Origin of the sequence: Brucella pseudogrignonensis, from assembly GCF_031454375.1 — a bacterium.
Lineage (GTDB): Bacteria > Pseudomonadota > Alphaproteobacteria > Rhizobiales > Rhizobiaceae > Brucella > Brucella pseudogrignonensis_A.
Genome location: NZ_JAVDQT010000001.1, coordinates 449526 through 476287, shown reverse-complemented (window position 1 = coordinate 476287; position 26762 = coordinate 449526). Strand labels below are relative to the sequence as shown.

Here is a 26762-nt window from a genome sequence, read left to right as displayed (position 1 = left end):
GTGGTACCAAATAGTCGCACCAACTGAAGACGATTTGAATGAATACCTACCTCTAGTGTCTCGTGGCTAGTTATCACTACACAAAATTATCTCGTAAATGCTTCAATAAAACTAAAAAGGCCGCCTCGAAAGGCGGCCTTTTTTATTTCTCTAACAACATGCCTTATTCGGCTGCGCTGTTGGTCATGTCTGCCAGCATCGCATTTGCGTCCGACGAACCAGTCGACTTGCGGCGCTCGTCGATAATCAGATCGTCGCGCGCTGTTGCAATGCGACGGATCTGGTTGGTCATGCCACCCGTACCAGCCGGGATGAGACGACCGACGATAACGTTTTCCTTGAGACCCTGTAGCGTATCCATCTTGCCGGCAACTGCGGCTTCGGTGAGAACGCGAGTGGTTTCCTGGAACGACGCTGCCGAAATGAACGACGGTGTCTGCAACGAAGCCTTGGTAATACCAAGCAGAACCGGATTACCCGAACCTGGCTTCTTACCTTCTTCGATCAGACGATCGTTGACTTCATCAAGTTCGATACGGTCGACATGGTCACCAACGAGATAACCTGTGTCACCCGACTCCGTGATCTCGATCTTCTGGAGCATCTGACGAACAATCACTTCGATGTGCTTGTCGTTGATCAAAACGCCCTGAAGACGATAGACTTCCTGGATTTCGTTCACGAGGTAAGAAGCAAGTGCTTCAACGCCCTTGATCGCCAGAATGTCGTGCGGAGCTGGATTACCGTCGAGGATGTATTCACCCTTTTCGATAACGTCACCGTCCTGAAGATGGAACGGCTTGCCCTTAGGGATCAGATACTCAACAGGCTCGATCGTATCGTCGTTTGGCTCGATGATGATGCGACGCTTGTTCTTGTAATCGCGACCGAAGCGGACGGTACCATCGATCTCTGCGATGACGGCATGGTCCTTCGGACGACGAGCTTCGAACAGTTCCGCAACGCGCGGCAGACCACCGGTAATATCCTTGGTCTTCGCACTTTCCATCGGCAGACGCGCAATAACGTCACCAGCATTCACATGAGCACCCGGCTCGAACGAAAGGATCGTTTCAACTGACAGCAGGAAGCGAGCTTCGCCACCCTTCGACAGCTTCTGGATCTTGCCGCTCTTATCCTTGATGACCATAGCAGGCTTGAGATCGGCACCGCGTGGTGTCGAACGCCAGTCGATGATCACGCGCTTGGTGATACCGGTCGACTCGTCCGCTGTTTCCGAAACCGAGAGACCATCGACGAGATCTTCGAACTCGACGTAGCCTTCCACTTCCGTAAGGATTGGACGGGTGTACGGATCCCATTCAGCAATACGCTGACCGCGCTTCACTGTATCGCCTTCGTCAACGAACAGACGCGAACCGTAAGTTACACGGTGAACGGCACGTTCCTTGCCAGTCGCATCAACAATCAGAACCGCCATGTTACGGCCCATGACAACGAGGTTGCCATCAGTGTTGCGAACCACATTGCGGTTACGCAGCTTAACGGTGCCTTCATACGATGCTTCGAGATACGAGCTATCAACAACCTGAGCCGTACCACCAAGGTGGAACGTACGCATGGTCAGCTGAGTGCCCGGCTCACCGATCGACTGCGCAGCGATAACGCCAACAGCTTCACCCTGGTTAACTGGCGTACCACGTGCAAGGTCACGACCATAGCACTTGGCGCAAACGCCGTTACGGGTTTGACATGTCAGAGCCGAACGAATGCGGATCGACTGAATGCCAACCTTCTCGATAACTTCGACGTCCTTTTCATCGATCATGCGGCCAGCTTCAACGATGACATCGCCGGTTGCTGGGTTGATGATCGGATCAAGAGCCGTACGACCCAGAACGCGCTGACCAATTGGTGCAACGATCTGACCAGCATCGACGATTGGCTGCATGGTGAGACCAATTTCGGCGCCGCAATCGACTTCCGAAATGATCGCGTCCTGTGCAACGTCAACGAGACGGCGTGTCAGGTAACCCGAGTTAGCGGTCTTCAAAGCAGTATCAGCAAGACCCTTACGGGCACCGTGTGTCGAGTTGAAGTACTCGTTAACGGTCAGACCTTCTTTAAAGTTCGAGATGATCGGGGTTTCGATGATTTCACCCGACGGCTTGGCCATAAGACCGCGCATACCGCCAAGCTGACGCATCTGGTTGACCGAACCACGGGCACCCGAATGCGACATCATGTAAACCGAGTTCATCTGCTTCTGACGGCCAGTCACCGGATCGAACTCGACAGCCTTAATGCGGGCCATCATTTCTTCGGTGATCTTGTCAGTCGCCTTACCCCAGGCATCAACAACCTTGTTGTACTTTTCGCCCTGAGTGATCAGGCCGTCATTGTACTGCTGTTCATATTCTGTGGTCAGTGCTTCAGTTTCTGCAACGATCTTTACCTTCGCATCAGGAATGACCATGTCATCCTTACCGAACGAAATACCGGCGCGACATGCATGGGCAAAGCCAAGCTGCATGATGCGATCGCAGAAAATGACCGTCTCTTTCTGACCGCAATGGCGATAGACGTGATCGATCATCTTGGAGATGTTCTTCTTCGTCATTTCCTGATTGCAGATATCGAAAGATACGTTTGCATTCTTCGGAAGCAGTTCACCCGTAATCATACGGCCAGGCGTCGTGTCGTAAACCTTGGAAACTGGGTTTCCATTTTCATCGACAGTCTTGAAACGGCCCTTGATCTTCGTGTGAAGCGTGACAACCTTGTTTTCAAGCGCATGCTGAAGTTCGCCCATATCGGCAAAAATCATGCCCTCGCCCGGCTCTTTGTCTGCCACAATCGACAGATAATAGAGGCCAAGAACCATGTCCTGCGAAGGAACGATGATCGGCGCGCCGTTTGCTGGGTGCAGGATGTTGTTAGTCGACATCATCAGCACGCGTGCTTCAAGCTGAGCTTCAAGCGACAGCGGAACGTGAACAGCCATCTGATCGCCGTCAAAGTCAGCGTTGAACGCTGTACAGACGAGCGGATGCAGCTGAATGGCCTTGCCTTCGATCAGCGTGGGTTCGAATGCCTGAATGCCAAGACGGTGCAGCGTAGGCGCACGGTTCAGAAGAACCGGATGCTCACGGATCACTTCGTCAAGGATATCCCAAACTTCTGGACGTTCCTTTTCAACCAGCTTCTTCGCCTGCTTAACGGTCGAGGAATAACCCTTCGCATCAAGACGTGCATAAATGAATGGCTTGAACAGTTCGAGCGCCATCTTCTTTGGCAGGCCGCACTGGTGAAGCTTCAATTCAGGACCAGTCACGATAACCGAACGACCCGAATAGTCGACGCGCTTACCGAGAAGGTTCTGACGGAAACGACCCTGCTTACCCTTGAGCATGTCGGAGAGCGACTTCAGCGGACGCTTGTTAGCACCGGTGATGACGCGGCCACGACGGCCGTTATCGAACAGCGCGTCAACAGCTTCCTGCAACATACGCTTTTCGTTACGGATAATGATGCCAGGAGCGCGCAGTTCAATCAGACGCTTAAGGCGGTTGTTACGGTTGATCACACGACGGTAAAGGTCGTTAAGATCGGACGTAGCAAAACGACCGCCATCGAGAGGAACCAGAGGACGCAGATCCGGTGGAATAACCGGAACGATCTTCATGATCATCCACTCAGGACGGTTGCCAGATTCCATGAAGTTCTCAACGATCTTGAGACGCTTCATCAGCTTCTTGGTCTTCAGTTCCGATGTGGTTTCTGCCAGATCAACGCGCAGGTCTGCAGCGATGTTCGGAAGATCCATCGAAGCCAGAAGTTCAAAGATAGCTTCTGCACCAATCAGGGCCGTGAACTGATCTTCGCCGAATTCATCGACGGCAATCATATATTCTTCTTCCGAAAGAAGCTGATGCTCCTTCAGGGAAGTCAGACCTGGTTCGGTAACGATGTAGTTTTCGAAATACAGAACGCGCTCAATATCCTTGAGCGTCATGTCGAGAAGCGTACCGATGCGCGATGGCAGCGACTTCAAGAACCAGATATGGGCAACAGGTGCTGCGAGCTCGATATGGCCCATGCGCTCACGACGAACGCGTGACAGCGTAACTTCAACGCCGCACTTTTCGCAGATGATGCCTTTGTATTTCATACGCTTGTACTTGCCGCACAAGCATTCATAATCCTTGATCGGGCCAAAGATACGCGCGCAGAAAAGACCATCGCGTTCAGGCTTGAACGTACGATAGTTGATGGTCTCTGGCTTCTTGATCTCGCCGTATGACCAGGACAGAATCTTCTCAGGGCTGGCAATCGAGATTCTAATGGAATCGAACGTCTGTGCCGGAGCCTGAGGATTGAAAAGATTCATGACCTCTTGGTTCATGCCGTTCTCCTTGAGGGCGATCCGCCGCCCTGTGTGTCGTCGACAACAGGCTGAAAGTCCCTGCCGTCTTGAAAAGAAATCGCGGTATTTCGCAGTGTTAACTGCGCATTCCGTTTGGCATTTCGTTCACACAAATCGCTTTACGCTTTTGCTGGAAACACCTTACGGGCGCGCCACGGCAGAACCATGGCGCGCCTTGATGCTTTTTATTCCGCCGCGTCCGGAAGTGCCGGCTGCTCGTCACGTGTATCGTCCAGCTCAACATTGAGACCGAGCGAACGCATTTCCTTAACGAGAACGTTGAAGCTTTCCGGAATACCGGCTTCAAACGTATCGTCGCCACGAACGATGGCTTCGTAGACCTTGGTACGGCCTGCAACGTCGTCGGACTTGACTGTAAGCATTTCCTGCAGCGTGTAAGCCGCACCGTATGCTTCCAGAGCCCAGACCTCCATTTCACCGAAGCGCTGACCACCGAACTGCGCCTTACCACCAAGCGGCTGCTGGGTGACGAGCGAGTAAGGTCCGATAGAACGAGCGTGGATCTTGTCGTCAACCAGATGGTGAAGCTTGAGCATGTAAATGTAGCCCATGGTCACCTGACGGTCGAACGGCTCACCCGTACGTCCATCATACAGTGTCGACTGACCCGAGGTCGCAAGACCTGCATCTGTCAACATCGCATTGATGTCAGCTTCAACCGCACCGTCGAATACCGGCGTTGCGATCGATACGCCGCGCTTCACCTGATTTGCCAGCATGAGGACGGAATCGTCGTCATACGAACGGACAGGTTCATTGCGGTCATTGTCCGGATAGATGTGCTCCAGAGTATCGCGCAGCGGCTGAATATTTGCCGTCTTGCGATAAACGTCGATCAGCTCACCGATCTTCTTACCCATGCCTGCGCATGCCCAACCAAGATGTGTTTCCAGAATCTGGCCCACATTCATACGGCTTGGAACACCAAGCGGGTTCAACACGATATCAGCATGCGTACCGTCTTCGAGGAATGGCATGTCTTCGACAGGCAGAATGCGGGAAACCACACCCTTGTTGCCGTGACGGCCAGCCATCTTGTCGCCTGGCTGGATCTTGCGCTTCACAGCAACAAAGACCTTAACCATCTTCATGACGCCTGGAGGCATCTCGTCGCCGCGCTGTACCTTTTCGACCTTATCCATGAAGCGAGCTTCGAGCAGCTTCTTGGATTCGTCGTACTGGCCACGCAGAGCTTCGAGTTCGCCCTGATGCTTTTCGTCTTCGACAGCAAACTGCCACCACTGCGAACGCGGATACTCAGTGATCAGATCACGGGTAATAGTTGTGCCCTTCTTGAAGCCCTTAGGGCCTGCAGCAGCAACCTTACCGTCGATCATATCAACGAGACGGCCGTAAACGTTACGGTCGAGAATAGCTTGTTCGTCGTCACGGTCCTTCGCAAGACGTTCGATTTCTTCACGCTCAATCGCCATTGCACGTTCGTCTTTTTCAACGCCGTGGCGGTTGAATACACGAACTTCAACAATGGTACCGTATGTTCCCGGAGGCATACGCATCGAGGTGTCACGGACGTCAGAAGCCTTTTCACCGAAGATGGCGCGCAGAAGCTTTTCTTCCGGCGTCATTGGGCTTTCGCCCTTCGGTGTGATCTTGCCGACAAGAATGTCGCCAGGATGCACTTCCGCACCGATGTAGACAATACCAGCTTCGTCGAGGTTCTTCAGCGCTTCTTCCGAAACATTCGGAATATCGCGGGTGATTTCCTCAGGTCCAAGCTTGGTATCGCGAGCAGCTACTTCAAATTCTTCGATATGGATCGAAGTGAAGACGTCTTCCGAAACGATCTTTTCAGAAAGAAGGATCGAATCTTCGTAGTTGTAGCCATTCCAAGGCATGAACGCGACGAGCACGTTACGTCCAAGAGCCAGATCACCAAGATCAGTTGACGGACCATCAGCAATGATGTCGCCCTTACCGATTGGATCACCAACGCGTACAAGCGGACGCTGATTGATACAGGTCGACTGGTTCGAACGCTGGAACTTCTGCAGACGATAGATATCAACGCCAGATTTCGATGGATCGAGGTCTTCGGTAGCGCGGATAACGATACGTGTTGCGTCAACCTGATCGACGATACCACCGCGACGAGCGGCAATAGCGGCACCGGAGTCACGCGCAACAACTGCTTCCATACCTGTTCCAACGAACGGTGCTTCTGCACGGACGAGTGGAACAGCCTGACGCTGCATGTTCGAGCCCATGAGAGCGCGGTTCGCATCGTCGTTTTCAAGGAATGGAATAAGCGCTGCTGCAACCGAAACGAGCTGCTTTGGCGAAACGTCCATCAGATCCACGTTTTCACGCGGGGTCATCATCACTTCGCCTGCATGACGGCAGATGACGAATTCGTCAACGAAGCTGCCATTTGCATCGAGCTCTACGTTTGCCTGAGCAACCGAGTGCTTTGCTTCTTCCATGGCCGAAAGATAGACGACGTCGAGCGTTACCTTGCCATCGACAACTTTACGATACGGGCTTTCGATGAAGCCGTACTTGTTGACGCGAGCAAAGGTTGCGAGCGAGTTGATCAGACCGATATTCGGACCTTCCGGCGTTTCAATCGGGCAGATACGGCCATAATGCGTTGGATGCACGTCGCGGACTTCGAAGCCAGCGCGCTCACGGGTCAAACCGCCAGGTCCAAGAGCCGAAAGACGGCGCTTGTGGGTGATTTCCGAAAGCGGGTTGGTCTGATCCATGAACTGCGACAGCTGCGAGGAGCCGAAGAATTCACGCACAGCTGCAGCAGCAGGCTTAGCGTTGATCAGATCCTGCGGCATGACCGTGTCGATTTCGATCGAGGACATACGTTCCTTGATCGCACGTTCCATACGCAGAAGACCGACGCGGTACTGATTTTCCATCAGTTCGCCGACCGAACGCACACGACGGTTACCGAGGTTATCGATATCATCGATTTCGCCGCGACCATCACGCAGTTCTACCAGCATCTTGACGACAGCAAGAATGTCTTCCTTGCGCAGAACGCGCACGGTGTCTTCTGCATCGAGATCAAGACGCATGTTCATCTTCACGCGACCAACAGCGGAAAGGTCGTAGCGTTCCGAATCGAAGAACAGCGAGTTGAACATGGCCTCTGCCGAGTCCATTGTCGGTGGTTCACCTGGACGCATAACGCGATAGATGTCGAACAGTGCTTCCTGACGGCTTTCGTTCTTATCGACCGACAGCGTGTTACGGATATACGCACCGATATTGATATGATCGATATCGAGAACGTTGATCTCGTTTGCACCTGTGTCGAGAAGAGTCTTGAGAACCTTCTCATCAATTTCGTCACCGGCTTCGAGATAAATCTCACCGGTAGCGTAATTGACGGTATCTTCAGCAAGGTACGCACCAAAGAGATCGTCTTCAGTTGCCTTGATGAACTTCAGGCCCTTTTCAGCAAGCTGCTTCGCAGAGCGAGCGGTCAGCTTCTTACCTGCTTCGAGAACAACTTCACCTGTGTCAGCATCGATAAGATCAGAAATGACCTTCATGCCCTTGAAGCGTTCGACCGAATAAGGAATGCGCCAGTTATCACCGTCACGCGAATAGGTGACAGTGTTATAGAACGTCGACAGAATTTCTTCACCGTCCATGCCAAGCGCCATCAAAAGCGTCGTAGCTGGAAGCTTACGGCGACGATCGATACGCGCATAGACTACGTCCTTAGCATCGAATTCGATGTCAAGCCACGAACCGCGATAAGGAATAACGCGAGCAGCAAACAGAAGCTTGCCCGAGGAATGCGTCTTACCCTTGTCGTGATCGAAGAATACGCCCGGCGAACGGTGCATCTGCGAAACGATAACACGCTCCGTACCATTGACGATGAAGGTGCCGTTGTCTGTCATGAGCGGCATATCGCCCATGTAAACGTCCTGCTCCTTGATGTCCTTGATGGACTTCGCGCCGGTATCTTCATCAATATCGAACACGATCAGACGCAGCGTCACCTTAAGAGGTGCCGAATACGTCAAATCGCGCTGACGGCATTCGTCAACGTCGAATTTTGGTGCGTCGAATTCGTAGCGAACGAATTCGAGCATTGAAGAGCCGGAGAAATCCTGAATAGGGAAAACAGACTTGAAAACGGCCTGCAAACCCTCGTCAGAACGCCCACCAGCTGGTTCCTCAACCATGAGAAACTGATCGTAGGATGCCTTCTGAACCTCAATGAGGTTAGGCATTTCCGCGACCTCGGGAATCTTACCGAAAAATTTGCGTACGCGCTTGCGACCATTGAAAGAATGGGTCTGAGCCATCGTCGCTCCTCGTTCTATAGCCTTGCGGCTTGCTCACGCCTTGCGGCCTTTATCGTGCGCCGCCTTTCGGCGGTCCTTCTAACGGGCTAAACCCGTTTCCTGAAAGCCTCAGCCGAGACCATCAGAAAAAGGGTTCAAAAAGATCAGAACGTAGTAACTAAAATCGCTCCGACTATGATTTGCATAAAGAGAACCTATTTCCGCGCTTTTCGTTTCTTTTCATGCATTTACTCCAGATGCAAGCCCAGAGTTTAATAAGGATTAAACTGGCGGACGTTTCCGTCCGCCAGAATAAAGAACTTACTTAAGTTCAACCTTAGCGCCAGCTGCTTCGAGCTGTGCCTTGATCTTTTCAGCTTCGTCCTTGGAAGCGCCTTCCTTGACAGCCTTAGGAGCTGCTTCAACGAGGTCCTTAGCTTCCTTGAGGCCGAGACCGGTGATCGCGCGAACTTCCTTGATCACGTTGATCTTGTTTGCGCCGCCGTCTGCGAGAACAACGTCAAACTCGGTCTTTTCTTCAGCAGCAGCAGCTGGTGCACCAGCAGCAGCAGCAACAGCTACAGGAGCAGCAGCAGAAACGCCCCACTTTTCTTCGAGAAGCTTCGAAAGCTCAGCAGCTTCGAGAACTGTCAGAGCCGAAAGGTCTTCAACGATCTTTGCGAGATCAGCCATTTTGGTATTTCCTTAGTTTAAGGTTTGAACTGTTTGAAATGAGAAACGGCCTTAAGCCGCCTCGTTCTTCCGGGCGTGCGCACCAATAACGCGAGCGATCTGGCCCGCTGGAGCGCTGGTAAGTACTGCAAGACGCTGAGCTGGGGTTTGGATCATTCCAACCAGCTTTGCGCGCAGTTCGTCGAGCGATGGGAGCGAAGCAAGCGACTTTACGCCATCGGCGTTAAGTGTTGTTGCGCCCATTGAACCACCAAGAATAACGAGCTTGTCGTTAGTCTTAGCGAACTCGACGGCTACTTTCGGTGCAGCAATCGGATCGTCTGCATATGCAACGACCGTCTGACCTACGAATAGGTCTGAAATGCCTTCCGATTCCGTGCCCTGAAGAGCGATTTTGGCAAGGCGGTTTTTCGCGACTTTAACGGTGCCACCAGCGTCACGCATCTTGGAACGAAGATCGCTCATCTGCGCAACGGTGAGACCGGTATAGTGGGCCACGACGACCGAACCGGACTCTTTGAAAGCGCCGTTCAGCCACGCGACAAATTCGCGTTTTTCCGCTCTATCCACTGTGTCTCTCCAGTAGACAGGACCAGTTTGGCCCTGTCGGGTTGCCTTTGCCAGACTTGCCTTGCGGCGCATCTGACGTTCGAGGATCCTGTCCCCTTCAGCTTCACCCGCAAAGCGGACTACACTCAAAGGCAACTACGGTTCAAACCTCGCATGCACTTTCGTGCGAAACAGGGTTATTCCACGTCTCATGCAGGCTATATGTTTAAGGACAATCATCAGAAGATGAATATCCGCCTGCAATCTCGGACAGGATAACCGGACTTTCGTCCGGCTATCCGGATCTTGCGATCCGGAATTTGTGCACATTCGACTGCTTTCACAGTCCGGTAGCGCGACCAACCTCCCCTCACGAGAGGTACAGGCTCCGGCGAACCGGAGCCCAGAAATTAAGCAACGACCTTAACTGTTGCCGGGTCGACCTTAACGCCAACGCCCATGCTCGAAGAGATGGATACGCGCTTAACGTATTCGCCCTTTGCAGCTGAAGGCTTTGCCTTGATGACCGCATCAGCAAAAGCTTTGATGTTCTCTTCAAGCTTCTGATTGTCGAACGAAACCTTGCCAATGCCAGCGTGGATGATACCAGCCTTTTCGACGCGGAACTCAACTGCGCCGCCCTTAGAAGCGGTAACAGCAGCTGCAACGTCAACGGTCACAGTACCAACCTTAGGGTTTGGCATCATGCCGCGTGGGCCGAGAACCTTACCAAGACGACCAACGAGTGGCATCATGTCTGGTGTCGCAATGCAGCGATCGAATTCAATCTTGCCGCCATTGACGATTTCAAACAGGTCTTCTGCACCAACGATATCAGCGCCAGCCTTCTTAGCTTCTTCAGCCTTGTCGCCACGTGCAAAAACTGCAACGCGAACGGTACGGCCAGTGCCGTTTGGAAGGTTGACAACGCCACGAACCATCTGGTCAGCATGACGTGGGTCAACGCCGAGGTTCATTGCGATTTCGATGGTTTCGTCGAACTTTGCAACAGCGCGTTCCTTAACCAGGCCGATTGCATCGGACAGGTCGTAAAGCTTGTTGACGTCAACGCCTTCGCGGATTTTAGCTACACGCTTGGAAATCTTTGCCATCGTCTTAGCCCACCACTTCCAGGCCCATCGAACGGGCAGAACCTTCGATCATACGCATAGCTGCTTCAACGTCAGATGCGTTCAGATCTTTCATCTTAGCCAAAGCGATTTCGCGAACCTTGTCGCGCGCAATCGTGCCGGCCTTTTCCTTGCCAGGAGCCTTCGAACCAGACTTAAGGTTCGCAGCCTTCTTAAGGAAATAAGACACAGGAGGCGTCTTCATCACAAAAGTGAAAGACTTATCCTGGTAATATGTGATCACGACTGGAACAGGCGAACCTTTTTCCATTTCCTGTGTGGCAGCATTAAATGCCTTACAGAATTCCATGATGTTGATGCCGCGCTGACCCAAAGCTGGACCAATCGGAGGCGATGGGGTGGCCGAAGCCGCTGCAACCTGCAGCTTCAACTGGCCTGCAATTTTCTTAGCCATTGCATTCTGCCTTCATATAAATGCTGGAGACCCAGCGTTCTCGATTAATGCCGGAAACCCGGCTCTCGACTGACGTCAGTTAAACTGACTGGCAGTTCGGTGGTGCGAAATCGGCAACCGGCTAAGCCGCCTATCCTCCCACCATTTCTCGTCACTTACGACGAAAACCCTTTCGGGTAACAATCAGACCTTATCGACCTGACTGTATTCAAGATCCACAGGCGTCGCACGCCCGAAGATGGAAACTTCAACCTTGAGGCGCGCGCGCTCTTCGTCAACTTCCTGAACGATACCGTTAAACGAAGCAAACGGACCATCGGAAACGCGAACATTTTCGCCGATCTCGAAAGTGATAGAGGTCTTTGGACGCTCTGCACCATCCTGAACCTGGTTCAAGATAAGATCGACTTCCTTCTGCGAAACAGGAACCGGCTTTGAATCACCGAGGAAACCCGTAACACGCGGCGTATTCTTAATCAGCGAAAACACAGCATCAGTCAGCGTCGCCTGAACCAGAACGTAACCCGGGAAGAATTTGCGCTCAGCATCAACCTTACGGCCGCGGCGAACTTCAACAACCTTCTCGGTCGGAACAACGATCTGCTCGATAAGTCCAGAAAGACCCTTCTGAGCAGCTTTCAGCTCGATATCTTCAGCCACCTTCTTTTCGAAGTTGGAATAGGCGTGAACGATGTACCAGCGCGCTGTCATCTCAAAACTCCCCAATCCTGCTTAGCGGCCAAGGCCAAGAATAAGTTCTACGCCATAGGCCATAAGCTGATCGGCAAGAAAAAAGAAAGTAGCAGCCAAAAAGGCCATAACCACAACCATGATTGTGGAGATGATCGTTTCACGCCGTGTCGGCCAGGTTACTTTCGCCGTTTCGGCGCGAACCTGCTGGAAAAAGGTGATCGGATTCGTCTTAGATGCCATCTGTCACTCTACTTGCTTGGTGAACCACCATCTTTGAAGCGAAAAACGAATCAAAAACAGGAACCCACGCGTATACGGTACGCAAAGCTGAAGATTCAGCCCCACGCACCGCGTGTCTGTTGACGTTACATAGAATCGATTCCCCAAAAAAACAAGCCCAATAGTTAAAAGAATACCATACAGGCTTATCGGAAATCCGATCCATACGAACATCGCTTGCAGCACCATTCAATCGTACCACAGCGACCTCCCCTGCCCGATCATCAAGTCGGCGGAAAGTTATCGATATCTGACTTAGCAGCTATAAGCAAAAAGCGCCCATCAGATCAGTCAGCGAAAACGCTGCGTTAAAATACAAAAAACGAGCACTCATAGTCAAGCCATGAGTACTCGTTTTAAATGGCAGGGGCAGCAGGGCTCGAACCCGCGGCCTACGGTTTTGGAGACCGTCGCTCTACCAACTGAGCTATACCCCTATTTGGCACTAAGTGTGCCAGACTGGCGGCAGAACCGCCAGTCAAATTCTTTACTCGATGATCGAAGCGACGATGCCTGCACCAACGGTACGGCCACCTTCACGGATAGCGAAGCGAAGCTTGTCTTCCATCGCAATCGGTACGATCAGCGTTACGTCAACAGTTACGTTGTCGCCTGGCATAACCATTTCCACGCCTTCTGGCAGGGTAACAACACCGGTAACGTCAGTTGTACGGAAGTAGAACTGTGGACGGTAGTTGGTGAAGAATGGTGTATGACGGCCACCTTCGTCCTTGGTCAGAATGTATGCTTCTGCCTTGAACTTGGTGTGTGGCTTAACCGAACCTGGCTTGCAGAGAACCTGACCACGCTCAACGTCTTCACGACCAACGCCGCGAACCAGTGCGCCGATGTTGTCGCCAGCCTGGCCCTGATCGAGCAGCTTGCGGAACATTTCAACGCCGGTAACAGTCGTCTTGCCAGTTGCCTTGATGCCGACGATTTCGACTTCTTCGCCAACCTTAATGATACCGCGCTCAACGCGACCGGTAACAACAGTACCACGACCCGAGATCGAGAAAACGTCTTCGATTGGCATCAGGAATGGCTGGTCAACTGGACGTTCTGGAGTTGGGATGTAGGTGTCAACAGCGTCCATCAGGTTGCGAATTGCGTCTTCGCCGAGTTCCTTCGAGGAATCTTCGAGAGCTGCAAGAGCCGAACCCTTGATGATTGGCACTTCGTCGCCTGGGAAGTCGTACTTCGAGAGAAGTTCACGAACTTCGAGTTCTACGAGTTCGAGAAGTTCAGCATCGTCAACCTGATCGCACTTGTTCAGGAACACAACGATCGCAGGAACGCCAACCTGACGAGCGAGCAGGATGTGCTCACGGGTCTGTGGCATTGGACCATCAGCTGCCGAAACAACGAGGATCGCGCCGTCCATCTGAGCAGCACCGGTGATCATATTCTTAACATAGTCAGCGTGGCCTGGGCAGTCGACGTGTGCGTAGTGACGTGCAGGGGTTTCGTATTCAACGTGTGCCGTCGAAATGGTGATACCACGAGCGCGTTCTTCTGGCGCAGCATCGATCTGGTCGTATGCCTTGAATTCACCAAAGAACTTGGTGATCGCTGCGGTCAGCGAGGTCTTGCCATGGTCAACGTGACCAATGGTGCCGATGTTTACGTGTGGTTTATTACGTTCAAACTTGCTTTTTGCCATCGCCGTTGTTCTCTTTATCCTAGAACCGCTCGAGCGCCCGCCTGAAAGCCTTACAGACCACCAGGCCGACATTTATGCTAAAACGGAACGGCGAACCGCCCGTCGATGATACCTTACGCCTATCCGCTCACAAAAACTGGAGCGGGTAACGGGAATCGAACCCGTGTATTCAGCTTGGAAGGCTGCTGCTCTACCATTGAGCTATACCCGCATACTCTAAACTCTAATCCGACAGTGGTGGAGGAAGTTGGATTTGAACCAACGTAGGCTTAGCCAACGGATTTACAGTCCGTCCCCTTTAACCGCTCGGGCATTCCTCCTAATATCACTATCAGCAGAGTCGAGTAACTAGGCATTTTGTGCAGAATGTCTGGCTGCCCGTTTGGGCCGTACCGTCGTTCTGCGAGGGGGCTTATGCCGATATGCGTCGCTCCTGTCAACAGGGTAAAAGTGAAAAGAATGCAGAACTTTCCACAGCTTGCACATATCCATAGATAGAAGATGGCCCAGAACCGCACGAAACCGGGATTTCACGCCCTTAGCGAACAATTATTTCTTGCCTTAAATAAAATCGCACATGCTATCTTCCCTGTTGTGGACAGGATATAAGCGCCTCATGAACGATAAAAACTCTTCCCACACCCCAAAAGATTCTCACTATGCACGCCTGCGTCGCGAACATCGCGACCAGAAAGCTGTATCTGAAGGCAAAGCACCACACAGACCGCAGCGCGCACCAATCCCTGCTGGTCGCGTGAGCGATGGTACAGTCCGTCTTTACGGCCTGCATACTGTACGCGCAGCAGTAGAGAATCCCGCGCGTAAGATTTTGCGCATGCGCGCCACACGCAATGGCTTCGCTCGCCTCGAAATTGGCGAAGCTGAAAACCAGTCCTTCCCTGTTGAAATCGTCGAACCAAAAGAGATCGACAAGGAAACAGGTTCAGATGCCGTGCATCAGGGCGTTATGATTGAAGCAGAACCGCTTCGTCATAAAAAGCTCTCTGAACTGAAAGACAGCCCACTTCTTCTGGTGCTTGATCAGGTTACCGATCCACACAATGTTGGCGCAATCATCCGTTCCGCTGTGGCGTTTGGTGCAGGTGCAATCATCACGACAAGCCGCCACAGCCCGCAAGAAAGCGGCGTTTTAGCGAAAGCGGCATCCGGTGCACTGGAAATTATTCCGCATATCGAAGTACGTAATCTCGCAGATGCAATCGAAGAGCTTCATTCCCTTGGCTTCATGACCATTGGTCTTGATTCTGAAGGACCAAATGAAATGGAAGCGACGCTGAACAGTGATCGTGTGGCGCTTGTTCTCGGCGCAGAAGGTAAAGGCCTTCGCCAGAAAACCCGCGAAACCGTTACAGCACTGGCACGTCTCGACATGCCGGGCGAAATCAAATCGCTCAACGTCTCGAATGCCGCTGCAATTTCGCTTTATGCAGCCGAGCGCTACCTGCGCACCCGTCGCTCTGCCTGACGAATCTACAAAATCTAATATCTGGAGCGTTTTTCACGCTCCAGATTTTGATTTAGGCGGTTGCGATATAGCTGCGGATATCTTCTGCTTCTTGCTCAACATCCTCGATACGCCGCTTCACAACGTCACCGATTGAAATGATTCCCGCAAGTTTACCGTTTTCTTCAACCGGCATATGGCGGAAGCGGTTATTCGTCATAATTTCCATCACCTGATTGATCGTGTGATGCTCGCGGCATACCTGCACTTGTGCCGTCATAAAGTCCGAAACTGGACGATTCCATATTTCCGCATCCATCGTCGCCATTGCACGAACAACGTCACGCTCAGAAAGAATGCCTTTGATATGGCCTTCGGCGTCGCAGGCAACAATCGCGCCGATTTTATATTGGGCAAGAATGGCAATGGCGTGTGCAAGCGTATCATCTGGCCTGATGACAACGACTTCCCTGCCCTTGGTTTCAAGAATCGATCTAACAGTCATGCCAAAGTCCCTCCCAAGGTTCAGCAATCCAATCAGCAGCATTGCTGCATGATTCTAACGCAGCTCCTCCAGCTGCGTTCCCATAATGGTGCGCTTTGATGCTCCGCTTTGCAAGCGTGCGAAATAGGGAGAGTTAACCTCTGCGTCTGATAACTGCGTCGTAACTGCGTGGCTTATCCAGCAAGGCAATGCCGAAAAAGCCTGCAACGAATCCGCCGATATGCGCTTCCCATGCGATTCCCGAGAGATCCGCACCGCCTGTCGAATAAAGCCCCGTGACAATATTGATCAGGAACCAAACGCCAACAAAAGTCAGCACGGGCTTCAAAGTCAAAGTGAGACCAATCGGTAAGACGGGCCCTGCAAATTCAGATTTGCGTCCATGACCTACTCGGCGAAAGCCGTAACGCGCAGCAGCACCCATCATGCCCGAAATCGCACCAGAGGCACCGACGAGCGGGGTCACGCTCTCAGGGTAAATCGCATAATGGGTCAATCCAGCGACCACAGAAGTAAGAATCCAAAAGATAATCATCCGTCCGGTGCCGATACGGCCTGCAAGCGGAGAACCGAAAGCTGCAAACCAGATCATATTCACTGCTATATGCGCCAATCCGCCGTGCATAAAAGAATAGCTGATGAGCGTGAACAGGGCTGCTGGATCAGTGAAACCACCCGCGAGAGAGAACCGCGCGGGAATCAGTGCGAAGTTCAGCATGAAGGCATAGTTCTGCTGCTCGCTGATAATGTAGTTCTGATAAATATAAACGCCGGCGCAAATGGCCATCAATGCCAACACGACGCCCGGTATGTTGAATATCGGCTCTCCTCCACGAGAGGAGTGCGAATTTTCCCGCATATCAGGCTGAGGTATGCTCATGAACCGCCGCTTTCCAGCTAAAAATCTTCCGAATAATGATTCTAGATAAGTGACAATTCGTTAAAAATAAAGGCCGCCGGATTGAACCGTACAGCCTTGTCGCAAATGTTGAAGCATTGCGAGACGGAATCTGGAGATCAGGAAAAAGCCAACCAAGACAATGGCTTCTTCTGATAGCCCATCAAAGCGCTATCATAGGATCTTTGCAACTATTACTTCCTGTTAACCTTAACAGACATCCCTCGTGGATGAAGAAAGGGTTAAGCTGGCGTCCCTGCTGTTAATACTATTTTAATGCGCTGAGCGATGGGCAAAGCCCGCAAACCCAGACGAGCAATAAGCAGCGCAAGATGAAAAACCGCAGCACGATCGCAATTTTCAGCGAATGGCAGCGACTGGCACTCAGCCAGAGCGGTAGCCTTCAAGCGCCCTCGCGCGAATCTATTCAGCCGCGCAAACTCGGACGGCATTTGTCTGATCTATTCTTTCTGGAAGAAGATGAAACAGGGCAGCTGATCTTTCGCCTCGCGGGCACCCGAATCTGCACTCTGTTCGGGCGCGAGCTTAAAACGACCCGTTTTTTAGCTCTCTGGCCGGAGCGTAATCGCCCTGCCCTTCATGAGTTGACGAGAAACATCAATGAATTTCTCGTTCCAGCATTAAGCCACAATGACGGCATTAGTCTTTTGGGGCGCAGTCTGTCATTTGAAATGCTGCTGGCGCCGCTTTCAATCAGCGATGATGGCAGATTGAACCTGCTTGGCAGCATCTCCGTGCTGAATGATATCGCATGGGCCGGTACGGATCCAATCGTGCTCGGCAATCTCAACCGAATCGAACCGCTGGCTCCTGATTTGCTTGTTGCACAAGAGGAGCGTAAGTCCTCTGCCATTACGATGACGGCGACCAACGGACGGCAACGCTGGGCAGCGCCTGTGCCCAGCCGTGATATGCCGCAGCTACGCGTCATCACCGGCGGCAAAGCCTGAATTGGCGCAAATCAAAAGGTAAACGCGCACTAAGGTTACGGATTCGCAAAGAGCACTTCAGGCCCTTTTGAGCATCAAAAGGCCATAAATCATGCTAATATTAGCTGAAATACGCTATTTCTGAACAAAACCTTGCTGCGTTCAGTTCAGTTTTATTCAAATTAGATTCGCATTTTCGCGTCTGAATTTTCCCACTCTCAAAGTCTTGCACGCATTCTTGTTTCCAACAGGGAGACAAAAGAATGACAAAGCAGACAATCATCGCAGTCCTGATGCTGATGCTGGGAACTGCCTTTGCACAAGCAGCCAACCCCGCGTCTAAATCGCATTGGATGCCAACCGGCGAGCGCACGTCGCAGCCGATTGGCCACTATGAATTTTGTGAGCGTCATCCTGCTGAATGCAGCATATTGAATAAGACTAGCGCGCCACTGACGCTCAATCAGAAGGTTTGGCAGGGGATCGTCACGATCAACGCCAGCATCAATGAACGAATCGCTCCGCGCACTGACATGGAAGTCTGGGGCCACGAAGAATATTGGGAATACCCAACGACTGCCGGTGATTGCGATGACTATATGCTGCTCAAGCGCCGCGAACTGATTGCGCTCGGTATTCCGGCTAACACATTACTCATGACAGTTGTGCGCCAGCCAAATGGTGAAGGCCATGCGGTTCTGACGATTCGCACGGATCGCGGTGACTTCATTCTCGATAATCTCGATCAGCGGGTGCGAATCTGGAATGACACCGACTATACCTACCTCAAACGCCAGTCGACAACGAACACCGGCGTATGGGTGTCGATTAAAGATGGTGGCGATACTTTCGTCAGCAGCATTCGCAACTAATCCTGCTGAAATACCCCTGTGAAAAATGGAAGGGTGTCATTCCCCTTCCTTTTTTATGCCGGTTCCAGACCACGCATAAAAGACTGGCCTTTTTCAACATAATGCTTTGCAGATAGCTTCAGTTTTTCCACCGCCGCAAAATCAAGCTCCCGAATAACGCGTGCTGGCGAGCCAACAATCAGCGAGTTATCTGGAAACTCCTTGCCTTCGGTCACAAGCGCTCCCGCACCGATAAGGCAATTATTGCCAATCTTCGCACCGTTCAGAATAATCGCCCCCATCCCGATCAGTGTATTATTGCCAATCGTACAACCGTGCAGAATCGCACGATGGCCAATTGTGCAGCCTTCTCCAATGCTCAGAGGAAATCCAATATCGGTGTGCATAATGGTATGTTCCTGCACATTGGTATTCGCGCCCACGGTAATCGGCTCATTGTCGCCGCGCAGAACGGAACCAAACCAGAAGCCAGCATTCTCACCAACGAGAACCTTACCAATCAGCGTCGCGTCCGGCGCAATCCAATTACTCGCACGGTCTGCAAACTCTGGCTTGTGGCCGTTATACACGTAGATTGGCATCAGCTTCCCTCCATTGCGATATTTCGCAGCAGAATGCGCTATTTATCCCAAGAACGGAATGCGAATTTCAATAAAAAACGCCCTCTCTGCAAGGCAGAAAGGGCGTCTAATCTAATTGCAAAAAATCTCAGAGATCGACGTCGAGAATAGCCATCGAGAAATTATAAGAGAGTTCGCCTTCGTCTTCATCCTTATAGACAAGACCCAGGAACTCATCATCCAGATAGACTTCAGCGGAATCGTCCTTACGTGGACGTGCCTTAATCTGAAGGCCAGGATTGTTAAAAGTCCGCTTGAAATATGCGTCGAGTTTCTTGAGTTCTTCGGGTTTCAACCGGCTTCTCCTGATATTGAATTAAGGCCGGTGTAATGCACCCGGCATTGTTTGATGTAAAGCACTAACGCACGCGCGAATGAACGCATGCACCGTTAGTTGGAATAGCTTTTCAGACATATAGTCCGCTCTGGTTAAAAAGCCAGAAGCAGTCAGTTTTATGATATTCCGGAACGATTAAGCCTATATGCCTTCGCCATACATATGTTCGCCAAACGCAGCTTCGCTGAGCATCTGGTCCATGACGCGAGATGGCTCAGAACACCCACTCTCGCCGACAACCTTTGCAGGAACACCAGCTACCGTCGCATTGTTCGGCACTGGCTTGAGTACCACAGAACCGGCGGCAATCTTGGAGCAATGACCAACTTCGATATTACCGAGAATCTTCGCGCCCGCGCCAATCAGCACGCCATGGCGAATCTTTGGATGACGATCACCGCTGGCCTTACCGGTACCACCGAGTGTTACTCCATGCAGAATCGACACATTGTCTTCGATGACAGCTGTTTCGCCAACCACAAGCCCGGTCGCATGATCCAGGAAAAGACCACTACCAAATTGTGCGGCAGGATGAATGTCGGTCTGGAAAATCGATGATGAGCGGCTTTGCAGATAATAAGCAAAGTCTTTTCGGCCTTCCTTATAAAGCCAATGCGCCAAACGATGCGTCTGGATGGCGTGGAATCCCTTCAAATAAAGAATGGAATCCATGAAACGGCTATAAGCCGGATCGCGATCATAGAAAGCCTGAATATCAACCCGCACGATATGAGACCAATCGGGAGTGGCCTCAAACATCGCGTCAAATGTCTGACGCAAAATATCAGCGCTTAAGTCAGCATGTCCAAGACGCTCCGCGATGCGATGCATAACCGCATCTTCCAACGTCGTCTGGTTGAGTATCGTCGCGTAAAGAAACGTTCCAAGCACGGGATCATTCTTGGCAGCTTCCTCCGCTTCAGCGCGAATGGAATGCCAGATCGGATCTACCTGCCCCAGCGAAGGGGACAATTTTGCGTTCGAACGAACGGACATTATGCATACTCCAATTTTGCTTATCGCAAGCACTGAGCATTCCCGTTGCTCTATACTTGCACCGCAATGCGCGTTCAGCCGTTAACATATCTCAAAATGCTGCGCGTTGACACTGCGTAAATCTCGTTGATGCTTTGGTCGAAACTTATAGAGGGTTCTCTTCCAGAAACGCCAGAACGCCTTTCTTATAGACCTTATCGCCTACCGCCAACATGTGATCACGATCAGGTATGTCAAGCGCCTGTCCATTTGGTAACATATCGGCCAGTTCCTGCGCACTGCCGGCTATATCGTCAGTCGTACCCACGGCGACAAGAACAGGCTGCATGATGCGCGCAATTGCCTCGGCGGAAACCAGTTCCTTCGAGGTAATGACACAAGCTGCAAGCGCAATACGATCACTTTTGGTCTGATCAGCAAACTTACGGAACATCAATCCACGCGGATGCGTGATGGTTGATGGATCTTCCGCAAGAAGCGCTTCACCAATTGGTTCCCAATCGCCAGCACCCGTAACCATGCCTATACCGAGGCCACCGAAAACAGCGCTATGCACACGCTCAGGATGCTCAACGGCTAAAAACGCGGTGATCCGCGCACCCATCGAATACCCCATGACATGCGCTTTTTCGATGCCAAGATGATCAAGCAGAGCAGCCGCATCACCTGCCATAGCGCTTGGCGTATAATCAGCGGCATCATGGCTCTTGGCAGAAAAGCCGTGGCCACGATTATCAATCGCTATCACGCGATAACCAGCCTCGGTTAGCGTGCGAAACCAACCCGGCGACACCCAGTTGACCAGACTTGACGAAGCAAAACCATGAATAAGCAGGATCGGATCACCCTCGCCATCCTGACGATAAGCCAGACGCAAACCATCATGTTCGAAATATTCGATGTCGAGCGCGCTCAATTTTTTATTCCTTTTGAATTTCAGATGCGGGTTTTATGAGAGAGCTAAAACATGTCGCGGAAAAGTGGGAACCGGTTTTCCGATAACGACATGTTAAAAATAAATAGTTGGAGCGGGCGCTCTAACTACGGCAGTCGCCGCAGATCGCTTTGTGGACTGCTCTGTCACCACGCTTGATACCGGTCCGTTTAACAGTCCCGGCCAGAAGTTCAACCACATAGGCCGCCGGACCCTGAGAAGAAATAATATCTTCCGAAAAAGGAACAGCGTTTTCGTGGATCGCTGACACATGGCCGCTATCATCGAGAAACACCATATCAAGTGGCGATGGCGTATTCTGCATCCACATCATCACATCGCGCATCTGGCCAAAAACAAAAAGCATTGCCCGATCTTTTGGGAAATCAGTGCGCCACATTAATCCACGCATACGCGCTTCATCAGTGTCAGCAATTTCCAATGCAAAAGATGCTTCACCGCCTGAGGTGACGAAAGTCAGTGGCTCTTTATCCAAAGGCAGCAGCATGGGTTTGGTTTCCTGCGCCTGTGCAGAAACCGCAAAGAACAGAAAAGCGAATGCGAAAAGAATGCGGCCCATGAAGTGCTCTTGCCCTGCATCTTGGCGCTCATCCCCGAATGTCAGGAAATGAACAATGATGGAATTGAGCTGGGGACAATATCAATGAGGTGGTGGCATCACAAGAGCCACTCACAGCCTTGTTACATCATGAGATGCTGTAAGATCAGTGCGAGAAAGGAATCGCTGTTCCAATATCCGGATGGATTTCGGCAGCCATCAGGCCTTTGTCACCGTCGCCAAAGCGGATCAGGACGACCTGACCGGGACGCAATTCCATCATTCCGAAACGACGCAGCGTTTCCATATGGATGAAAATATCTTCGGTGCCCTCGCCGCGCGTCAAAAAGCCAAAGCCTTTGGTGCGGTTGAACCACTTAACGATCACACGCTCCAAACCACTCGATGGCGTCACAGTCACATGCGTGCGCTGCGGCGGCATCTGTGCGGGGTGCACCGCTGTCGATGTATCCATGGAAAGAACGCGGAAGCATTGCATACCACGATCACCATTGCGCACTTCACAGACGATCCGTGCGCCTTCAAGCGCCGTCTGGAAACCGTCGCGGCGCAGTGTTGTGACGTGAAGCAGAATATCAGTAAAGCCCGGCTGATCAGGAACGATAAAGCCGTAACCTTTTGCAACGTCGAACCATTTGATATGGCCCGAGAGTTCAACGAGTTCGCCAATCTCTTCTGAGGAGGCCTGACTGCGAAACTGGTCATTTGACACAGATTTGTCTGCCATGCGCTCGTCCCTCCTCTTTTGTTCCGTTGCGATTCTGACGTGATTCTTGCCCAAAGAATAACACTTCCTTAACCGTAGGCGGCAAGCCCTATCTTTTGTTCAATTGAAGATGACCACAGGCTTTATGCGCTGATCGTTAATTCCTAAATTTCTCAAACAAAAACGGCCTGCCGAAAACATAAGGCAGCGTGGGCGTTCGACAACTTGTTACTTGCGTTTTTATGCGGGCCACTTATCCACGTTAACAGTTCTTTCAAGCGGGCACGAGAAACGTACTGAACCATTCTTTCGGGAAAGCGTTGAGTTCGTGTCCCGCCTATCTGCAAAACAGGAGAAGACGATGCGCTATCTGCACACCATGGTTCGCGTTCGCGATATTGATGAATCGCTGGACTTTTATGTGAACAAGTTCGGCCTCGAAGAGATTCGCCGCACTGAAAATGAAAAAGGCCGCTTCACGCTGATCTTCCTTGCGGCCCCAGCGGACAAGGATAAGGCCAAGGCAGAACGCGCTCCCGAACTGGAACTAACCTATAACTGGGATCCGGAAACCTATACGGGTGGACGTAATTTCGGTCATCTCGCCTATGCGGTCGATAATATCTACGAAACCTGCCAGAAGCTGAAAGAAGCAGGTGTCACCATCAACCGTCCGCCACGCGATGGTCACATGGCATTTATCAAATCACCAGATGGCATTTCGATTGAATTGATCCAGAAAGGTGAACGTCTTGCTCCCCAAGAGCCTTGGGCTTCCGCCGAAAATATCGGCAGCTGGTAAAAATAAAGCCCGGTCTCACGACCGGGCTTTATTTTATTATTCAGTGCCCTGAATGGCTGCAAGCAACCAATCACCGCCATCGACGCGGGTAAACGTCCAGACTTCGACGCTTTCTACTGGCTCATCCGGGTTGCCTTCAACAACAGCACCCGTGTTGCGATCAAGCATCACGTCGATTGCCGAGTAGCGAATAGCCACAGTCGCATAGTCTACATTGCCTTCGCGCCATGCTTCGGAAACGTCACCCTGAAGCAGCTTCACGTCCTTCACTTCATTGCGCATGCCGCTCGAAGCGATTTCGCCAAGCTCTTCTGCGAGATAGGACATGGCTTCCGGTGTTGCGAGCTTACGCAGCGCTGCATAATCCTCACGGCCGTAAGCGGTCTGGATTTCAGAAAGCATCTGCTCAAAACGATCAAGCTCTTCCTGACCTACATCCATTGGCTCTTCTTCAACAACAGGCGCAGCTGGAGCTTCTGCCTGCTTGTTGGCAAATGGATTAACCGAAGGCGTACGGCTTGCTGTGTTTGACTGCGGTGCGGCAGTCTTTGCAGAACCAAAGACCTGCGAAGCATTAAAGGGTTGAGCACCTGCATTGCCTGCGCCCGCTGCTGCCGTCTGACGACGGTTTGCAATCATGCGCATAACGAACATTGCAATCAGAGCGATGACCGCAACCTGCAAGAGGAGGCCGAACATGCCAGCCATACCGCCAAGGCCGTTACCCAGCAGCATGCCAATCAGACCACCAACGAGAAGGCCACCGAGCATCGAACGACCAAAATTGCCGAACATTCCACCCGAACGTGCGGCTGCATTTTGCGTGCCAGCAGCAGCACCCGGACGATTGGTCTGTTGTGCACCTGTATTTGGCGTCATCGAACGCTCAACAGGCGCCGCATTATTCGGCGCAGTCCGTGTTGGTGCTGGCGCCTGATAAGTACGCGCACCACGGCTACCAAAACCGCCCCCGCCTGCACGGCGAGCCTCGGCGAAATCGACAGCGGCAAAAGAGGCGATAAGCCCAAGGACCATTGCAGCGGTCAGTTTGGTCAGGCGGTTTCCGGAACCCGGCATAAGTATCTCCCAATAGAGTCATCACAGATTATTTTATTCCGTGATCATATGGGAATTCACCCCCCACTTTCACAAGAGCGTGAAGACAAAAAAGTTGAGAAAATTCAAACAGGCACAGCCGCATCCAGAATCTGTATCTGAGGTGTGACAGAACCGTTCCAGTGATTAAGCGACAGATTGCCAACAATATGCACGCTCTGGCCGATATTATTGAACAAAAATCGCCCCAGATCGCCTTCAGCAACACGAAACGCAATCGCATTCACACGCTTTCCATCGGCACCACGTAAGACAACGCGGACATGATCACGCCCGACCGTTCGTACATCCGCGAGAACGTGATGCGGAAGTGCCAGCACCGGCTGCGGATGCGCAGAGCCAAAAGGCCCGGCCTTCTGCAAAGATTCGTAGAGCGAAACGGTTGCACCCGATGCAGCCACCGCACCATCAATCGAAAGGCTCTGATTTTCACGAAGTCTTGCGACCGTATCAGCCGATTCTTCTTCAAGATATGCCCGCAGCGCGCCAAGCTTAGCACGCTCAATTGTGATGCCAGCCGCCATCGCATGACCGCCACCTTTTACCAACAATCCGCGTTCCGTCGCCCCGCGCACAAGCTTGCCAAGATCAAGCCCGGAAATGGAGCGTCCCGAGCCGGAGCCAATACCATTGGCGTTGAACGAAATTGCAAAGGCTGGACGACGTGCTTTTTCTTTGAGCCGTGAGGCCAGAAGCCCGACAATACCGGGATGCCAGCGATCACTTGCCGTCACAATGACAGAGGCGCCAGCTCCACCCGAAAGCTCCAGCGACGCTTCTGCTTCTGCTTCAATCAGCATTTCAGCTTCCATTGCCTGCCGCTCCTGATTGAGCCGGTCAAGCTCAACCGCAATAGGATCCGCGGCAGTGGAATCATCCAGTGTCAGCAAGCGAGCACCCAAGCCCGCATCACCAATGCGCCCACCGGCATTGATACGCGGACCAATCAGATAACCGAGGTGGAAGACATTCAACGGTTCGCCAATGCGTGCGACGCGCCCCAGTGCTGCAAGTCCGGCATTGCTCTGGCTACGCGCAACCAGCAAGCCTTTGACCACAAAGGCGCGATTTACGCCTTTGAGCGGTACCACGTCGCAAACAGTTGCAAGTGCGACCAGATCGAGCAGCGAAAGCAAATCAGGCCCTGCGCCTTTGCCCCGCTCACGCAGAACTTTTGTCACCTGAACAAGCGTCAGAAAAACAACGCCCGCCGCACACAGATGCTCCTGCTGTGAAATATCATCTTCGCGATTCGGATTGACGATTGCCACAGCATCGTCAGGCAGATCGCCGCCGACCTGATGGTGATCCAGCACAACAACATCAGCACCTGCTTCTTTGGCAGCGGTAATCGATGGGGCGCTGTTAGTGCCGCAATCCACTGTCACGATAAGCGATGCGCCCTTTGCAACCAGTTCACGCATGGCATCAGGGTTCGGACCATAGCCCTCAAAAATGCGATCCGGAATATAGATCGAATGGGTAATGCCATAGTGCTTCAAAAATCGTGCCATCAATGCAGACGAACATGCACCATCCACATCATAGTCGCCGAAAATCGCAACGGTTTCGCGACGCATAATGGCATCTGCAATCCGGTTTGCGGCTTTATCCATATCGGTCAACATCGCCGGATCGGGCATAAGATTACGCAGGCTCGGATCAATAAATTCTGGCGCACCTTCAACGCTCACGCCGCGCCCTGCCAGCACCCGCGAAACCAGATCGGAAATGCCGTGATGCTGCGCGATTGCAAGCGCTGTATTGGCCTCACGCGGGCCGAGCCGGTCCATCCATTTTTGGCCGGTGACAGATTTGCGGATACCAAGAAAAAAGCGTTCTGTTGTCATGGTTTCTTAAAGACACAAAAGGCGGCA

23 protein-coding genes and 3 tRNA genes are annotated in these 26762 nt (G+C 52.0%); 4 read left to right on the top strand and 22 right to left on the bottom strand.

The features are described from left to right. Window positions 1-163: 163 nt before the first annotated feature. The 12 genes from rpoC to J2782_RS02200 all read right to left on the bottom strand — a co-directional run bounded on the left by rpoC (window position 164) and on the right by J2782_RS02200 (window position 14424). On the bottom strand, window positions 164-4366 hold the full coding sequence (gene rpoC, locus J2782_RS02255) for a DNA-directed RNA polymerase subunit beta' (RefSeq protein ID WP_310009959.1): 4203 nt from the start codon (window positions 4364-4366) through the stop codon (window positions 164-166). A gap of 206 nt (window positions 4367-4572) precedes the next feature. Then, window positions 4573-8703: a DNA-directed RNA polymerase subunit beta gene (gene rpoB / locus J2782_RS02250; RefSeq protein ID WP_310009958.1), complete on the bottom strand. Its 4131-nt coding sequence runs from the start codon at window positions 8701-8703 to the stop codon at window positions 4573-4575. A 300-nt stretch (window positions 8704-9003) separates the two neighbouring features. After that, window positions 9004-9375: a 50S ribosomal protein L7/L12 gene (gene rplL, locus J2782_RS02245; RefSeq protein WP_250044721.1), complete on the bottom strand. Its 372-nt coding sequence runs from the start codon at window positions 9373-9375 to the stop codon at window positions 9004-9006. Window positions 9376-9426: 51 nt separating this feature from the next. Further along, window positions 9427-9945 (bottom strand): 50S ribosomal protein L10, encoded by a 519-nt coding sequence (rplJ, locus tag J2782_RS02240; protein ID WP_250044736.1) that lies wholly within the window; start codon window positions 9943-9945, stop codon window positions 9427-9429. 389 nt (window positions 9946-10334) lie between these two features. After that, window positions 10335-11036 carry a 50S ribosomal protein L1 gene (gene rplA, locus J2782_RS02235; protein ID WP_250044720.1) on the bottom strand — a complete coding sequence of 234 codons (702 nt, stop codon included), beginning with the start codon at window positions 11034-11036 and terminating at the stop codon, window positions 10335-10337. A 4-nt stretch (window positions 11037-11040) separates the two neighbouring features. Beyond that, window positions 11041-11469, bottom strand: a complete 429-nt coding sequence (gene rplK, locus J2782_RS02230) for a 50S ribosomal protein L11 (protein WP_250044719.1) — start codon at window positions 11467-11469, stop codon at window positions 11041-11043. A gap of 183 nt (window positions 11470-11652) precedes the next feature. Further along, window positions 11653-12180 carry a transcription termination/antitermination protein NusG gene (nusG, locus tag J2782_RS02225; RefSeq protein WP_250044718.1) on the bottom strand — a complete coding sequence of 176 codons (528 nt, stop codon included), beginning with the start codon at window positions 12178-12180 and terminating at the stop codon, window positions 11653-11655. 21 nt (window positions 12181-12201) lie between these two features. Further along, complete coding sequence (secE, locus tag J2782_RS02220; protein ID WP_250044717.1) at window positions 12202-12402, bottom strand: preprotein translocase subunit SecE; 201 nt, start codon at window positions 12400-12402, stop codon at window positions 12202-12204. Between the two features lie 400 nt (window positions 12403-12802). Beyond that, window positions 12803-12878: transfer RNA gene (locus J2782_RS02215), tRNA-Trp, on the bottom strand. Window positions 12879-12928: 50 nt separating this feature from the next. Then, a complete protein-coding gene (gene tuf, locus J2782_RS02210) occupies window positions 12929-14104 on the bottom strand; it encodes an elongation factor Tu (RefSeq protein ID WP_310009957.1) in 1176 nt (391 codons plus the stop codon). Between the two features lie 137 nt (window positions 14105-14241). Further along, a tRNA-Gly gene (locus J2782_RS02205) sits at window positions 14242-14315 on the bottom strand. A 24-nt stretch (window positions 14316-14339) separates the two neighbouring features. Further along, window positions 14340-14424 (bottom strand) — tRNA-Tyr (locus J2782_RS02200). 296 nt (window positions 14425-14720) lie between these two features. On the opposite strand from J2782_RS02200, the gene rlmB reads away from it, so the two are divergent. Further along, window positions 14721-15590 carry a 23S rRNA (guanosine(2251)-2'-O)-methyltransferase RlmB gene (gene rlmB, locus J2782_RS02195; protein ID WP_310009956.1) on the top strand — a complete coding sequence of 290 codons (870 nt, stop codon included), beginning with the start codon at window positions 14721-14723 and terminating at the stop codon, window positions 15588-15590. A gap of 52 nt (window positions 15591-15642) precedes the next feature. Here the strand turns inward: rlmB and J2782_RS02190 are convergent, their stop codons facing one another. Continuing rightward, window positions 15643-16074, bottom strand: a complete 432-nt coding sequence (locus J2782_RS02190; RefSeq protein WP_310009955.1) for a CBS domain-containing protein — start codon at window positions 16072-16074, stop codon at window positions 15643-15645. 133 nt (window positions 16075-16207) lie between these two features. Continuing rightward, window positions 16208-16954 carry a rhomboid family intramembrane serine protease gene (locus tag J2782_RS02185; protein ID WP_310009954.1) on the bottom strand — a complete coding sequence of 249 codons (747 nt, stop codon included), beginning with the start codon at window positions 16952-16954 and terminating at the stop codon, window positions 16208-16210. A gap of 350 nt (window positions 16955-17304) precedes the next feature. On the opposite strand from J2782_RS02185, the gene J2782_RS02180 reads away from it, so the two are divergent. After that, window positions 17305-17943 carry a PAS domain-containing protein gene (locus J2782_RS02180; RefSeq protein WP_310009953.1) on the top strand — a complete coding sequence of 213 codons (639 nt, stop codon included), beginning with the start codon at window positions 17305-17307 and terminating at the stop codon, window positions 17941-17943. 242 nt (window positions 17944-18185) lie between these two features. Continuing rightward, window positions 18186-18794, top strand: coding sequence for a transglutaminase-like cysteine peptidase (locus J2782_RS02175; RefSeq protein ID WP_310009952.1), 609 nt, complete (start codon window positions 18186-18188; stop codon window positions 18792-18794). Between the two features lie 53 nt (window positions 18795-18847). Here the strand turns inward: J2782_RS02175 and J2782_RS02170 are convergent, their stop codons facing one another. From J2782_RS02170 to J2782_RS02145, 6 genes are all read right to left on the bottom strand, one after another. Further along, window positions 18848-19375, bottom strand: coding sequence for a gamma carbonic anhydrase family protein (locus J2782_RS02170; protein ID WP_250044590.1), 528 nt, complete (start codon window positions 19373-19375; stop codon window positions 18848-18850). A gap of 127 nt (window positions 19376-19502) precedes the next feature. Then, on the bottom strand, window positions 19503-19709 hold the full coding sequence (locus J2782_RS02165) for a DUF3126 family protein (protein ID WP_095446832.1): 207 nt from the start codon (window positions 19707-19709) through the stop codon (window positions 19503-19505). A gap of 183 nt (window positions 19710-19892) precedes the next feature. Then, a complete protein-coding gene (gene cysE, locus J2782_RS02160; RefSeq protein ID WP_310009951.1) occupies window positions 19893-20747 on the bottom strand; it encodes a serine O-acetyltransferase in 855 nt (284 codons plus the stop codon). 145 nt (window positions 20748-20892) lie between these two features. Further along, window positions 20893-21663 carry an alpha/beta fold hydrolase gene (locus J2782_RS02155; protein WP_310009950.1) on the bottom strand — a complete coding sequence of 257 codons (771 nt, stop codon included), beginning with the start codon at window positions 21661-21663 and terminating at the stop codon, window positions 20893-20895. A gap of 121 nt (window positions 21664-21784) precedes the next feature. Beyond that, window positions 21785-22261, bottom strand: coding sequence for a DUF192 domain-containing protein (locus J2782_RS02150; RefSeq protein ID WP_310009949.1), 477 nt, complete (start codon window positions 22259-22261; stop codon window positions 21785-21787). A gap of 145 nt (window positions 22262-22406) precedes the next feature. After that, window positions 22407-22988 (bottom strand): cold-shock protein, encoded by a 582-nt coding sequence (locus tag J2782_RS02145; RefSeq protein WP_250044582.1) that lies wholly within the window; start codon window positions 22986-22988, stop codon window positions 22407-22409. Between the two features lie 340 nt (window positions 22989-23328). Between J2782_RS02145 and gloA the strand changes: the two genes are divergently transcribed. Next, window positions 23329-23769 (top strand): lactoylglutathione lyase, encoded by a 441-nt coding sequence (gloA, locus tag J2782_RS02140; protein WP_310009948.1) that lies wholly within the window; start codon window positions 23329-23331, stop codon window positions 23767-23769. A 36-nt stretch (window positions 23770-23805) separates the two neighbouring features. On the opposite strand, the gene J2782_RS02135 is transcribed toward gloA, so the two are convergent. Next, window positions 23806-24846 (bottom strand): Tim44 domain-containing protein, encoded by a 1041-nt coding sequence (locus tag J2782_RS02135; RefSeq protein ID WP_310009947.1) that lies wholly within the window; start codon window positions 24844-24846, stop codon window positions 23806-23808. A 104-nt stretch (window positions 24847-24950) separates the two neighbouring features. Beyond that, window positions 24951-26735, bottom strand: a complete 1785-nt coding sequence (gene recJ, locus J2782_RS02130; protein ID WP_310009946.1) for a single-stranded-DNA-specific exonuclease RecJ — start codon at window positions 26733-26735, stop codon at window positions 24951-24953. Between the last annotated feature and the right edge of the window lie 27 nt (window positions 26736-26762).

Bases quoted from the DNA above. Each gene is read 5' to 3' on its own strand.
- rpoC (WP_310009959.1), bottom strand. From the start codon at position 4,366: ATGAACCAAGAGGTCATGAATCTTTTCAATCCTCAGGCTCCGGCACAG.
- rpoB (WP_310009958.1), bottom strand. From the start codon at position 8,703: ATGGCTCAGACCCATTCTTTCAATGGTCGCAAGCGCGTACGCAAATTT.
- rplL (WP_250044721.1), bottom strand. From the start codon at position 9,375: ATGGCTGATCTCGCAAAGATCGTTGAAGACCTTTCGGCTCTGACAGTT.
- rplA (WP_250044720.1), bottom strand. From the start codon at position 11,036: ATGGCAAAGATTTCCAAGCGTGTAGCTAAAATCCGCGAAGGCGTTGAC.
- rplK (WP_250044719.1), bottom strand. From the start codon at position 11,469: ATGGCTAAGAAAATTGCAGGCCAGTTGAAGCTGCAGGTTGCAGCGGCT.
- nusG (WP_250044718.1), bottom strand. From the start codon at position 12,180: ATGACAGCGCGCTGGTACATCGTTCACGCCTATTCCAACTTCGAAAAG.
- secE (WP_250044717.1), bottom strand. From the start codon at position 12,402: ATGGCATCTAAGACGAATCCGATCACCTTTTTCCAGCAGGTTCGCGCC.
- tuf (WP_310009957.1), bottom strand. From the start codon at position 14,104: ATGGCAAAAAGCAAGTTTGAACGTAATAAACCACACGTAAACATCGGC.
- rlmB (WP_310009956.1), top strand. From the start codon at position 14,721: ATGAACGATAAAAACTCTTCCCACACCCCAAAAGATTCTCACTATGCA.
- J2782_RS02190 (WP_310009955.1), bottom strand. From the start codon at position 16,074: ATGACTGTTAGATCGATTCTTGAAACCAAGGGCAGGGAAGTCGTTGTC.
- J2782_RS02185 (WP_310009954.1), bottom strand. From the start codon at position 16,954: ATGAGCATACCTCAGCCTGATATGCGGGAAAATTCGCACTCCTCTCGT.
- J2782_RS02180 (WP_310009953.1), top strand. From the start codon at position 17,305: ATGAAAAACCGCAGCACGATCGCAATTTTCAGCGAATGGCAGCGACTG.
- J2782_RS02175 (WP_310009952.1), top strand. From the start codon at position 18,186: ATGACAAAGCAGACAATCATCGCAGTCCTGATGCTGATGCTGGGAACT.
- J2782_RS02170 (WP_250044590.1), bottom strand. From the start codon at position 19,375: ATGCCAATCTACGTGTATAACGGCCACAAGCCAGAGTTTGCAGACCGT.
- cysE (WP_310009951.1), bottom strand. From the start codon at position 20,747: ATGTCCGTTCGTTCGAACGCAAAATTGTCCCCTTCGCTGGGGCAGGTA.
- J2782_RS02150 (WP_310009949.1), bottom strand. From the start codon at position 22,261: ATGGGCCGCATTCTTTTCGCATTCGCTTTTCTGTTCTTTGCGGTTTCT.
- J2782_RS02145 (WP_250044582.1), bottom strand. From the start codon at position 22,988: ATGGCAGACAAATCTGTGTCAAATGACCAGTTTCGCAGTCAGGCCTCC.
- gloA (WP_310009948.1), top strand. From the start codon at position 23,329: ATGCGCTATCTGCACACCATGGTTCGCGTTCGCGATATTGATGAATCG.
- J2782_RS02135 (WP_310009947.1), bottom strand. From the start codon at position 24,846: ATGCCGGGTTCCGGAAACCGCCTGACCAAACTGACCGCTGCAATGGTC.
- recJ (WP_310009946.1), bottom strand. From the start codon at position 26,735: ATGACAACAGAACGCTTTTTTCTTGGTATCCGCAAATCTGTCACCGGC.